This is a genomic window from Rhizobium sp. S152, from assembly GCF_030380735.1.
In the GTDB taxonomy this organism is placed as follows: domain Bacteria; phylum Pseudomonadota; class Alphaproteobacteria; order Rhizobiales; family Rhizobiaceae; genus Rhizobium.
The window spans coordinates 260257-272910 of sequence record NZ_JAUDRZ010000004.1 but is presented as its reverse complement, the minus strand read 5'-3'; the positions used below and the strand labels follow the sequence as shown (position 1 = coordinate 272910).

Below are 12654 nucleotides of genomic sequence, written 5' to 3'. Positions count from 1 at the left end.
TTGTTTTGACCGGGTGGGCTGCGACCGGATAGGCGCGTTCTAGGCCAAAGGGACCGCATTGTGAAGAACCAATCGAACTCCCATATCTGAAGGGCAAGGCTGCACGACGACCTGAGAGCGTGGCTTTTGAAATCGTCTCGGCTAAGGTGCGGCTATTCGATTCGGGTTTTGGGGAGGTATTTCATGGTTTTGGGCGGCTTCGACATCGTGGTCATCGCACTGGTGGTCTTCGTCATCCTGGTGCTCTTCGCCGGCATCAAGACGGTCCCGCAGGGCTATCAGTACACCGTCGAGCGCTTCGGCCGCTACACCCGCACGCTGGGTCCCGGCCTCAACATCATCACCCCCTTCATCGAGCGCGTCGGCGCCCGCATGAACGTGATGGAGCAGGTGCTCGACGTCCCCACGCAGGAAGTCATCACCCGCGACAACGCCTCCGTCTCGGCCGATGCCGTCGCCTTCTACCAGATTCTCAACGCCGCGCAGGCGGCCTATCAGGTCTCCAACCTCGAAAACGCCATCCTCAACCTGACCATGACCAACATCCGCTCGGTCATGGGCTCGATGGATCTCGACGAACTGCTCTCCAACCGCGACGCGATCAACGATCGCCTGCTGCGCGTCGTCGACGACGCCGTGCAGCCCTGGGGCATCAAGGTCACCCGCGTCGAGATCAAGGACATCCAGCCGCCGCGCGATCTCGTCGACGCCATGGCCCGCCAGATGAAGGCCGAGCGCGAGAAGCGCGCCCAGGTGCTGGAAGCCGAAGGCTCGAGGAACGCCCAGATCCTGCGCGCCGAGGGCGCCAAGCAGTCGGCGATCCTGCAGGCCGAGGGCCAGCGCGAATCCGCCTTCCGCAACGCCGAGGCGCGCGAACGCCTGGCCGAGGCCGAAGCCAAGGCCACCAAGATGGTTTCCGAAGCGATCGCCGCCGGCGACGTGCAGGCGATCAACTACTTCGTGGCGCAGAAATACACCGAGGCGCTGACCGCGATCGGCTCGGGCAACAATTCCAAGGTCGTGCTGATGCCGATCGAGGCCTCCGCCATTCTGGGCTCGCTGAGCGGCATCGGCGCCATCGCCAAGGAAGTCTTCGGCGGCGACGACAATCCGCCCGCAGCCCCTGCCCCGCGTCAGGTCCAGGCCCCGCGCACGACGCCGCAGGTCAACCCGTTCAACCCGAACCCGGAGCGCTGATCGATGCTGGCTGCCATCACGTCGGAACTGGGGCCGTGGAGCTGGTGGGTCGTCGGCCTCGTGCTGCTCGCCGCCGAGATGCTGGTGCCCGGCTTTTTCCTCGTCTGGATCGGGCTGGCGGCAATCGCCGTCGGCGCGCTCTCGCTGCTCTTCTGGGATAGCGCCTTCTGGGTCTGGCAGCTGCAGGCGATCCTGTTCGCCGCCTTCGCCGTCGCCGCCACCTTCATCGGCCGCAAGCTGACACGCGATCACGGCGAGACGGACGAGCCCTTCCTCAACCAGCGCGGCGCCAGCCTCGTCGGTCGCACCGCCACGCTCGCCGAGCCGATCGTCGAAGGACGTGGCCGCATCAAGCTCGATGACACCCAATGGAAGGTGAGCGGCCCGGATCTGCCGGTCGGCGCAAGGGTCAAGGTCATATCGAGCAACGGCCGCGACCTCACGGTCGAGGAAGCTTGAGAGCTTACCTCTAAAGCCGCGTCAAGCAGGATGGATCAGGGCGAGGCTCAAGCCACGCCGATCCTCAGCAGATCATGGAAATGAATGAGCCCGACCGGCCTGTTGTCGTCATCGACGACGATGAGCGCGCCGATGCTGTGCTTGTTCAGCAGGGCCAGCGCCGCGGTAGCGAGCACGTTCGGCTTTACCGTTTTCGGTGAGCGCGTCATGATATCGTCGACGATGAGTTCCGACAGGTTGCGCGTCAGATTGCGCGCAAGGTCGCCTTCCGTCACGATACCGCAAAGCCGCCCATCCTCATCGAGAATGCCGACGCAGCCGAAATGCTTGCGCGACAGCGTCGAGATCGCCTCGGGCAATGGCGTGCCCCTGGCCACCAGCGGCACGCTATCGCCGGTGTGCATGACATCGGCGACATGGCTGAGTGCCGCGCCGAGCTTGCCGCCCGGATGAAAGACATGAAAGTCACGCGCCGTGAAGCCGCGTGCATCGAGCAAAGCGATCGCCAGCGCATCGCCCAGCGCCAGCTGCAGCATCGTCGAGGTCGTCGGCGCCAGGCCGTGCGGGCAGGCCTCTTCCTCGTTCGGCATCAGGAGCACGATATCGGCAGCACTGCCGAGCGAGGATTTTTCCGCGCAGGTCAACGCAATCAGCGGGATGGAAAAGCGGCGCGTATAGGCGATGACGTTGCGCAGTTCCGCACTCTCGCCACCCTTGGAAAGAGCGATAACGGCATCCGTCGCGCCGATCATGCCGAGATCGCCGTGATTGGCTTCGGCAGCATGCACGAAGAAGGCGGGCGTTCCGGTGGAGGCCAGCGTCGCGGCGATCTTGACGCCGATATGGCCGCTCTTGCCGACACCCGTCACCACCACCCGGCCTGATATGGCAGAGATCGTCTCGACGGCCCGCAGGAACGGCCCGGCAAGGCCATCGTCGAAGGCAAGCTCCAGCGCTTCCAGGGCTCGTTTCTCGGTACGGACAGTGCGCTTGGCGGAAGCGAGAACGCCGTTTTCGATGAGATTTGCAGCTCTTCTGTTCATGCCCCTGCCTACCGGTTTTCCTGCCGCAAGTCCATCGGCTCCACCCGCTGTCAGCATCATCCGGAGCAATAGGCGTGATCCGGCCGAAACGATTGATTAACCACAAGGCTTTACGTTCGGGTAACGAATTCTAGGAATGCCGGACGCCAGTTTCATGGTCCATTGGAAAGACACGAGCAGTTTGACGCCGCTCCGCGCGGCAGGCTTTGCCGTGTCCGCCGCGCTGCTGGCCAGCATGCTTTCGATCCCGCAACCTGCACTCGCCCAGTCCGCGCAGACAACCCGTCAATCCACCGGCATGACGACCCCGCGCCCCGCCGCCGGTGCGACGACATCGACAGCTGAGGCTGACGATCCCCTTTTCCAGCCGACCGATGGCACCGCATCGACCGACCCGAACGCCCCGATCGGCGACGACACGACGGCGCAACAGACGACAACTCAGGCCACGACCGGTCAGCCGGTCAGCGACGAAACCACCGGCTCGATCCTCGACGAGGACATGATGCGCCTCAACACCCGCGAAGCGCCGATCGACGAGCGCCTGCCGGCGCGCAAGCCCGAGCCGAACATCGCTACCGAGGAGACGCCGGGCATCCGCATCGGCACCTTCGTGCTCCGCCCGACCGTCACCCAGAGCATCAACGGCGAAACGAAGCGCGACGGCGGCACCAAGACCAGCCGGACCTTCCTCGAAACCGACATGCTAACGACGCTGACCTCGGACTGGGCGCTGCACCAGTTGACGGTCACCACGGAAGGCGCCTGGCAGAAGAACATCGGCGGCACGGGCGAAGAACAGCCCGACTTCAAGATCAATGGCGATCTCCGGCTCGATCTGCCGCAGGATACGACAGCGCATCTGACGACCGGCTACCACTTCTACCGCGAGGATACCGACGACCCGAACGCACTGCAGGATGCCGACAAGCAATCCGACGTCCAGCAGTTCGACGTCGGCGCCTCGATCGAGCGCGACTTCGGCATCCTTCGGGGGAGCACCGGGCTCGAACTCAGCCGCACGATCTATTCCGACGCCACGCTCTCGGACGGCACCACCGTCTCCCTCAGCGATCGCGACCAGACATCAGGCACCCTCCGCGGCCGCATCGGCTATGAGCTTTCCCCCGCGCTCATTCCCTTCATCGAGGCCAGTATAGGCAAGACCGTCTACGACGAGACCGCCGATGCCCAGGGCTACCGCCGCTCCGGGCAAAGCTACGGCGCCAAGGCTGGCGTCGAGATCGACATGGGCGAGAAGCTGCGCGGCGAAGTCGGCGTTGGCTACGAGATCGCGACCTTCGACGACGATCGTCTCTCCGACATAGACGCAGCCGTCATCGACGCCAACCTGCTGTGGTCGCCGCTGCGCGGCACGGACGTCAATTTCGGCCTGCAGACCAGCATCCAGCCCTCCACCACCGCAGGCGAATCCGGCTATGTCTCGCATGCATTGACGACGACCATCGCCCACCAGCTGCGCGACAATCTTACGGGCACGGTTCTCGGCGGCATCACGCTCCGGGACTATCCGTCGGACAGCAGCACCAGCGACGAAACGGTCTACACGACAAGCGCGGGGCTGACCTGGAACATCAACCGCTATCTCGATCTGACCAGCACGATCGGCTACGAGCTCACCTCCCGCAAGGAGGGCAGCGATTCCCAGCAGTGGCGGGCGGGCGTCGGCCTGAAGCTGAAGCGCTGAACGCAACGGACGAAACAAAAAAGGCCGCGCTCCCTTCGAAGCGCGGCCTTTTTCGTCATATGAACGATCAGATACCCTTCAGCAGGTCCTTGAAACCGTCGATCACGGTCGGGCGGATATCCGCGCGCTCGAGAGCGAAGGCGACGTTGGCGAGGATGAAGCCATCCTTGGCGCCGCAGTCGTAGGTCGTGCCCTTGAAGTGGTAGCCGGCGAAAGCCTGGTCCTTGAGCAGCTTCAGCATGCCGTCGGTCAACTGGATCTCGTTGCCGGCGCCGCGTTCCTGGGTCTCGAGGATCTTGAAGACCTCGGGCTGCAGGATGTAGCGGCCGTTGATGAAGAAGTTGGACGGCGCGGTGCCCTTGGCGGGCTTCTCGACCATGTCGGTGATGCGGAAGCCGTCGCCGATCGCGTCGCCGACGCCAACGATGCCGTACTTGTGGGCCTGGTCTGGCTCGCACTCTTCGACGGCGATGATGTTGCCGCCGCTCTGTGCATAAAGGTCGATCATGCCCTTCATGCAGCCCTTGCCTTCGCTCTTCATGATCATGTCGGGAAGAAGCAGGGCGAACGGCTCGTTGCCGATGATTTCGCGGGCGCACCATACGGCATGGCCGAGACCGAGCGGCTCCTGCTGACGCGTGAAGCTCACCGTACCAGCCTTGGGCAACTGGCCGGCGAGCAGCGTGATCTCGGCCTTCTTGGACCGTTCGCGCAGCGTCTGCTCGAGTTCGAAATGGATGTCGAAGTAGTCTTCGATGATGTGCTTGTTGCGCCCGGTCACGAACACGAAATGCTCGATACCCGCCTCAAGCGCCTCGTCCACCACGTATTGAATGATGGGCTTGTCGACGACGGTCAGCATTTCCTTGGGAACGGCCTTCGTAGCCGGAAGGAAACGAGTCCCGAGGCCAGCGACCGGAAATACTGCTTTGCGAACTTTTTTATGCTCTGCCACACAATCCTCCTGCGATATCGTTATCGCTTGAAATGAAAGGAAATTTTGTCCCGAGTAGATAAGATCTGCTACGTTTTTGCAAATGAGTGACTGCGTTCTTTAGTCATGGTAAAGATTTTGTTGACTCCGTTCGGTTAGTCTTCGGCCTGAACGGAACTGCGCGTTCCGCTGTGCCTGAAACGAAAGGACGGATGACCGCCGATGACTCAAAATCACAGAAACTCCCTTCGTGGTCTTGCTCTCGCATTCATCTTGACCGCGTCTGCCGGTCTGGTCCCGCAAAACGCGAAAGCCGACCAGCGGTTCCAGAAGTGGATCGCGGACTTTTATCAAACAGCCGCTCAAAGTGGCATCAGCAAGGCAACCTATCGTAAAGCTTTCGCCGGTGTGAGCGATCCGGACCCGACGGTCCTCGAGAAGGCTGCCTATCAGCCTGAATTTACGACTAAAATCTGGGATTATGTGGATTCTCGTGTAAATCCTTATACCGTTCAGATTGGTCGCCAGATGGCGGCGAAACACGCCTCCACGTTGAATTCGATCGAGCGCCATTTCGGTGTCGACAAGACGATTCTGCTCGCCATCTGGTCGATGGAATCGAACTACGGCGCCGTTCTTGCCAAGGATGACCGCCTACATTACGTGCCCCGCGCATTGGCAACGCTGGCCTATGCCGACCAGAAGCGCGCCAAGTTCGCACAGAAGCAGCTGATCGCCGCCCTGAAGATCCTGCAGAACGGTGATATCTCGCCCGACGGCATGACCGGTTCCTGGGCAGGTGCCATGGGCCACACCCAGTTCATTCCGACCAGCTACTTGCTTTACGCCGTCGACGCCGACGGCAACGGCCACCGCGATATCTGGAACTCGGTTCCCGACGCGCTCGCCACCTCCGCCAACCTTCTGATGAAGAACGGCTGGGAGAAGGGCAAGACCTGGGGCTACGAGGTCGTCGTTCCCGACAGCGCCCGCAAGTATGTCGGCAAGACCTACACGCTGTCGCAATGGGCATCGCTCGGCATGAAGCGCCCGAGTGGCAAGGGCTTTCGCGACGGCGGCACCAGGGCTGTCCTGAAGATGCCGGCCGGCGGCGACGGTCCGGGGTTCCTGATGACAAGCAACTTCTTCACGATCAAGAAGTACAACGCCTCCGACAGCTACGCGATCGGCGTTGGCCTCCTGGCCGACGAGATCGCCGGCTATGGCGGCATGCAGCAGCGCTGGCCGCGTCCGGGCGGCACGCTCGACGTCAAGGAAAAGTTCGAGTTGCAGACCCGCCTGAAGACGCTCGGCTATTATGACGGCGAGGTCGACGGCAACTTCGGCAGCGGCTCGAAGGCCGCCATCGCCGCCGTCCAGGCGCGCATGGGTCTAGAACAGGACGGCGAACCCTCGCTGCCGCTGCTGAAAGCCCTGCGCAAGTAAGCGCGGGCAAAGAGCACGGACAGCCGGTGGGATAAAGCACCGCCACCGACAACAGGGTGTGGACGCCGGTCCGCACTCCATGCGAGAATACGGCAGATGCGAGGCTGCTGACGATGCGTAAACGAGTAAACCGGCCAACACTGCGTTTGGGCGCGCTGGGCGCGACCGTGCTGGTCGTCACCGCAGCCGTCATGCCGCCCCTCAATGTCGCGGAAGCCCAGGAGCGCTATTACCAGCGCCGGTCGATCCTCGATTTCTTCCTTGGCCGCCGCTACATCGACGAATATCCGGCGCCCCCGCCCGGGCAGAACGCCGCCCCGCGCCGACAGGTCGTTCCCAAGAAGAAGGTCGCACCCAAGGCCGTCGCTACACCACGCCCGTCAGCGCCTGTCGTGCCCGAGGAAAAGGCCGTTCAGAAACTGGACAACGCTCAGAAGATTCTCGTCGTCGGCGATTTCCTGGCCGGCGGCCTCGGCGTCGGCCTCGAAGCCGCGTTCCAGGATTCGCCCGGCATTGTCATCGAGACCCATAGCAACGTCTCCTCCGGCCTCGTTCGAGACGACTATTACAACTGGCCAGCCCAGCTGACGAAATTCATGGACGAGGCCAAACCCGCCATGGTCGTCGTCATGCTCGGCGCCAACGACCGCCAGCAGATGGTCACCGACGTCGGCAAGGAGAAGTTCCGCACGGATGGCTGGTACGCCGAGTACCAGCGCCGCGTCGTCGCCTTCGGCAAGCAGGTGACATCCCGCAAGATCCCGCTCCTCTGGGTCGGCCTGCCCGCATTCGATTCGCCGTCGATGACGGCGGATGCCGTGCAGATGAACCTGCTCTACCGCAAGCAGGCGGAATCAGTCGGCGCCGAATTCGTCGATATATGGGACGGTTTCGTCAGCGAAGGCGGCGATTTCATCGTTACCGGTTCCGACATCAACGGCCAGCAGGTGCGCCTGCGCACATCCGATGGCATCAACCTCACCGATGCCGGCCGCCGCAAGCTCGCCTTCTACGTTGAAAAGCCCGCACGCCGCATTCTCGGCACTCAGGCGAGCCCCGATCTCGTGCGTCTCGATACCGGCAATGGTCCGGGCCTGGACCTGCCGGCGAATACCGTCGGCCGCACCGAGCCGATCAGCCTGTCCGACCCCAATCTCGACGGCGGAACCGAACTGCTCGGCGGCAGGGCGCTGCCGACGGGCAACGGCAAATCGCCGCGCGACCTGCTTGTCGAGCAAGGCGAGATGGCTCCCGCCCCCACCGGCCGTGTCGACGACTACCGCATCACCTCCGCAAAGGCGGAACCTGAGGTTTCGACAAAGTAGATCGCTTGCGTTTCAGGTGGGGTCAGGCCCGTCGCGCCTGCCTATCCATCACGTCCATATGACCACCACGACCGGTGAGCCCCAATGCCGGTAAGATTTTTTTTGCCGAAGCCTGCTATCTTCGCACTTGGCCTTGGTTGACGCGCACGAAACCTATAAGAACTCAAGCCGGATAACACTGCCGCCCTTGGCGCTGCTCTCAGTGCCGACACCTTACGACGTTGGAATCGCGATGAACCTTTATTTGGATTACCTGGCCGAGATCAAAAGCAGAGAAACCCAAGGGCTTGCTCCCAAGCCGATCGATGATGGTGCGCTCACCGGCGAGATCATCACACTGATCGAGGACTCCGGCAGCGAACACCGCGCCGATGCACTGAAGTTCTTCATCTACAACACGCTGCCGGGCACGACGAGCGCCGCAGGCGTCAAGGCCGCCTTCCTGAAGAAGATCATCCTCGGCGAGACCATTGTCCCCGAGATCACCCCGAAATTCGCCCTCGAATTGCTGTCTCACATGAAGGGTGGCCCGTCGGTAGAAGTGCTGCTCGACGTCGCGCTTGGCAACGATGCCGAAATTGCCTGTCAGGCCGGCGACGTGCTGAAGACCCAGGTCTTCCTCTACGACGCCGACATGTTCCGTCTGCGCGATGCGTACAAGGCCGGCAATGCCGTCGCCAGGGATGTTCTCGAGAGCTACGCCAAGGCGGAGTTCTTTACCAAGCTTCCCGAAGTTGAGGACGAGATCAAGGTCGTGACCTTCATCGCCGCCGAAGGCGACATCTCGACCGACCTTCTCTCCCCGGGCAACCAGGCGCACTCGCGCTCCGACCGTGAGCTGCACGGCCAGTGCATGATCACGCCTGAGGCGCAGGCCGAGATCGTCGCCCTGCAGCAGCAGCACCCGGACAAGCGGGTCATGATGATCGCCGAAAAGGGTACGATGGGCGTCGGCTCCTCGCGCATGTCCGGCGTCAACAACGTGGCGCTGTGGACCGGCAAGCAAGCGAGCCCCTACGTGCCCTTCGTCAATTTCGCCCCTGTTGTCGCCGGCACAAACGGCATCTCGCCGATCTTCGCGACCACCGTCGACGTTACCGGCGGCATCGGCCTCAACCTGAAGAACTGGGTCAAGAAGCTCGACGAAAGCGGCAAGCCGGTCCTCAACAACGAAGGTAACCCGATCCTTGACCAGAAGTTCTCGGTCGAAACCGGTACCGTGCTGAAGATCGACGCGAAGAACAAGAAGCTGCGCGACGAGGCCGGCAACGAGCTGGTCGATGTCACGTCTTCCTTCACGCCGCAGAAGATGGAGTTCATGAAGGCCGGCTCGTCGTACGCCATCGTCTTCGGCAAGAAGCTCCAGACATTCGCCGCCCAGACGCTCGGTGTCGAAGCGACCCCGGTCTTCGCGCCGAACAAGGAAATCGCGATCGACGGTCAGGGCCTGACGGCGGTCGAGAAGATCTTCAACCGCAACGCTGTTGGCGTGACACCCGGCAAGGTGCTGCATGCCGGCTCCGACGTGCGCGTCAAGGTCAATATCGTCGGCTCTCAGGACACCACCGGCTTGATGACCGCGCAGGAACTGGAAGCGATGGCGGCAACCGTCATTTCGCCGCTGGTCGACGGCGCCTATCAGTCGGGCTGCCACACGGCATCGGTCTGGGACAAGAAGGCTCAGGCCAACATCCCCAAGCTCATGTCCTTCATGAACAATTTCGGCGTCATCACCGCGCGTGACCCGAAGGGCGTCTACCACTCGATGACTGACGTCATCCACAAGGTGCTGAACGACATCACCGTGGACGACTGGGACATCATCATCGGCGGCGACAGCCATACGCGTATGTCGAAGGGCGTCGCCTTCGGTGCCGACTCCGGCACTGTGGCGCTGGCGCTCGCCACCGGCGAAGCCACCATGCCGATCCCTCAGTCGGTCAAGGTCACCTTCAAGGGCACCATGCAGCCCTACATGGATTTCCGCGACGTCGTGCACGCCACCCAGGCGCAGATGCTCAAGCAGCACGGCGACAACGTCTTCCAGGGCCGCATCATCGAAGTCCACATCGGCACGCTGCTCGCCGACCAGGCCTTCACCTTCACCGACTGGACGGCCGAGATGAAGGCCAAGGCATCGATCTGCATTTCGGAAGACGAGACGTTGATCGAGTCTCTCGAGATCGCCAAGTCGCGCATGCAGATCATGATCGACAAGGGCATGGACAATGAGGCGCAAACCCTGAAGGGCCTGATCGCCAAGGCCGATCGCCGCATTGCCGAGATTCGTTCGGGCGAAAAGCCGGCGCTCAAGCCGGATGATAATGCCAAGTACTTCGCCGAAGTGGTCGTCGACCTCGACCTGATCGACGAGCCGATGATCGCCGACCCCGACGTCAACAACGCAGACGTCTCGCGCCGCTACACCCACGACACGATCCGCCCGGTCTCCTACTACGGCGGCACCAAGAAGGTGGATCTCGGTTTCGTCGGTTCGTGCATGGTGCACAAGGGCGACATGAAGATCGTTGCCCAGATGTTGAAGAACATCGAGAAGAACGAAGGCAAGGTCGAGTTCAAGGCGCCACTCGTCGTCGCCGCACCGACCTACAACATCATCGACGAGCTGAAAGCCGAAGGCGACTGGGAAATCCTCCAGAAGTATTCGGGCTTCGAATTCGATGACGTGAAGCCGAAGACATCGAACCGCACCGCGTACGAGAACATCCTCTATCTCGAGCGTCCGGGCTGCAACCTGTGCATGGGCAACCAGGAAAAGGCCGAGAAGGGCGACACCGTTCTCGCCACCTCGACCCGCCTGTTCCAGGGCCGCGTGGTTGAAGACACCGCCGAGAAGAAGGGTGAATCGCTGCTCGCATCCACGCCGCTGGTGGTACTGTCGGCGATCCTCGGTCGGACACCGAGCATCGAGGAGTACCGCGTCGCTGTTGAAGGCATCAACCTGACGAAGTTCGCGCCGCCGAAGACCAAGCCGATCGATAGCCTGTCGGTTCATTACTAGGTCAGGCTAAAATAGAAGACGCCCCCTAGATGAAACACTTTGGGGGGCGTTCTTTCTATTGTGTGCCGCAGCCTTGCCGTATCGTCAGTCGATCTTTACGAGCGCAGGGGGCCAATAGGTGCCATTGGCAACACCATCGAGTGGCCCGTAGAAGCGGAAGGTTAGCCTGAACTTCTGACCTCTTGGGATGGGCAGCCAGTTTCCGTCGGGAGCATCAGCGGGCTTCTCCATGGCGAAGTACAGTGTCAGCGACCCATCCGGCCCATATTGCGGGTTGGTCTGTTCATTGAGCAGAAACCGGTTGATCGAATTGGGCAAGACCCGAAAACGCACATTGTCGACAGCGATGACCGACCAGAAGTATTTTGCAAATCGCGAAGGCAGCGCGTCTTTGGGGAAAATCATCTTGTAGGTGTGGTCGCCAGTCAAGTCAGCGCCACTTTCGTCCTTTCCTCCCCGGTAATACAGCACTTCCGGCTTGACGTTAGCCCATATGCCGCCGTTGTTCACGAGCGTTCGCGCGATATAGTCCAGACCGTACTCTCCGACGACACCGGGTCTGGCCCAACCATTGTGAACGACCCCATGACCAATGGTGAGGCCGGCCTTGGCGATCTCGGGAAGCGCTAGCTGTTTGATGACCGCATCGACCCGCTCGCGGTCTTTCGCGTTGCCCTTGATTTCGGCTGCGATCATCCGGGCGTGCTCTTGCAGTTGTTCCAAACCAGGATTTATGTCCTGCTCGCTGTCGAGCGCCACCAAGGCCGCGTCAAACGCCTCTACACCTGGAAGATGTTCCAGTTCGCAAACCGGGGTCTTCGGGATAGCGGGCAATTTCGGGCTTCCGGTCGCCCGCAGCTTGAACTGGTGCTGCAGTTCGACGGCGCGCTCCGGATCGCTGCCGAGCGCGACACGTGCAAGGACACGAGAGTGCTCGACGGGAAGATCGATGCGCATGGCGTCGGGAGGCAGGTCGACCTTGGCACCTCTCAGACACATCGCGAAATCGCCGGAGCGCCTGTTGGGGAAAACACGCTCGTTGATGTTGGCGAGGGTTTCACCCCATCCGTTGAGGAACTGAACCGTGTAGTATCGATCTTCGATCTTCGGGACGGTGACAATGGTGCAACTCGTGTTGTCGACCGCTACCCACGCCTCGGAATAGGCCACATCTAGGTTTGGGTTGGGCCAGTCGACCGCACCTGGCCTGCGATGGACGAGTTCGTTCCACCTGAAACCTTCGCGAAAGTCGAGTTGCTGCTGTCGGGTGATCAGCAATCTCCCGAGGAGGTAAATATAGGCCTGGCTGATTTCGCTTTCGCCAATAGGGCTCGCCGCAAAGGTTTGATTACCCGTTGCCAACACGGATACAAGCGCGGCGACAATAGTCACTTGTTTGTGAAACATCGCATGTCTCCCTGGGAAGGAGATTGGCCACGATCTGTCTGTCCGAAAAGTACGCAACGGTAAATTTCACCACACACTCCGCCTTTGCGGCCCTTGCCCACAAACGACTTCGG

The 12654-nt window shown here is 61.6% G+C and carries 9 protein-coding genes; 6 read left to right on the top strand and 3 right to left on the bottom strand.

The window, feature by feature from the left end; all coding sequences use genetic code 11:
* The first annotated feature begins 183 nt into the window (after window positions 1-183).
* Both QTL95_RS07995 and QTL95_RS07990 read left to right on the top strand, forming a co-directional pair.
* Window positions 184-1197 carry an SPFH domain-containing protein gene (locus QTL95_RS07995; RefSeq protein ID WP_289719454.1) on the top strand — a complete coding sequence of 338 codons (1014 nt, stop codon included), beginning with the start codon at window positions 184-186 and terminating at the stop codon, window positions 1195-1197.
* Window positions 1198-1200: 3 nt separating this feature from the next.
* Complete coding sequence (locus QTL95_RS07990; protein WP_289719453.1) at window positions 1201-1656, top strand: NfeD family protein; 456 nt, start codon at window positions 1201-1203, stop codon at window positions 1654-1656.
* 47 nt (window positions 1657-1703) lie between these two features.
* Here QTL95_RS07990 and QTL95_RS07985 read toward each other — a convergent pair whose 3' ends face one another.
* Complete coding sequence (locus QTL95_RS07985) at window positions 1704-2699, bottom strand: KpsF/GutQ family sugar-phosphate isomerase (RefSeq protein ID WP_289719452.1); 996 nt, start codon at window positions 2697-2699, stop codon at window positions 1704-1706.
* Window positions 2700-2853: 154 nt separating this feature from the next.
* On the opposite strand from QTL95_RS07985, the gene QTL95_RS07980 reads away from it, so the two are divergent.
* A complete protein-coding gene (locus QTL95_RS07980) occupies window positions 2854-4407 on the top strand; it encodes an outer membrane beta-barrel protein (RefSeq protein WP_289719590.1) in 1554 nt (517 codons plus the stop codon).
* Window positions 4408-4474: 67 nt separating this feature from the next.
* On the opposite strand, the gene galU is transcribed toward QTL95_RS07980, so the two are convergent.
* Complete coding sequence (galU, locus tag QTL95_RS07975) at window positions 4475-5362, bottom strand: UTP--glucose-1-phosphate uridylyltransferase GalU (RefSeq protein WP_289719451.1); 888 nt, start codon at window positions 5360-5362, stop codon at window positions 4475-4477.
* 201 nt (window positions 5363-5563) lie between these two features.
* Here galU and QTL95_RS07970 point away from each other — a divergent pair, with 201 nt between their 5' ends.
* From QTL95_RS07970 to QTL95_RS07960, 3 genes are all read left to right on the top strand, one after another.
* Window positions 5564-6787, top strand: a complete 1224-nt coding sequence (locus tag QTL95_RS07970; RefSeq protein WP_289719450.1) for a lytic murein transglycosylase — start codon at window positions 5564-5566, stop codon at window positions 6785-6787.
* Between the two features lie 113 nt (window positions 6788-6900).
* Window positions 6901-8112: an SGNH/GDSL hydrolase family protein gene (locus QTL95_RS07965; protein ID WP_289719449.1), complete on the top strand. Its 1212-nt coding sequence runs from the start codon at window positions 6901-6903 to the stop codon at window positions 8110-8112.
* 232 nt (window positions 8113-8344) lie between these two features.
* Window positions 8345-11134 carry a bifunctional aconitate hydratase 2/2-methylisocitrate dehydratase gene (locus tag QTL95_RS07960; RefSeq protein WP_289719448.1) on the top strand — a complete coding sequence of 930 codons (2790 nt, stop codon included), beginning with the start codon at window positions 8345-8347 and terminating at the stop codon, window positions 11132-11134.
* 84 nt (window positions 11135-11218) lie between these two features.
* Here the strand turns inward: QTL95_RS07960 and QTL95_RS07955 are convergent, their stop codons facing one another.
* Window positions 11219-12541, bottom strand: a complete 1323-nt coding sequence (locus tag QTL95_RS07955; RefSeq protein WP_289719447.1) for a DUF1214 domain-containing protein — start codon at window positions 12539-12541, stop codon at window positions 11219-11221.
* Window positions 12542-12654 lie beyond the last annotated feature (113 nt).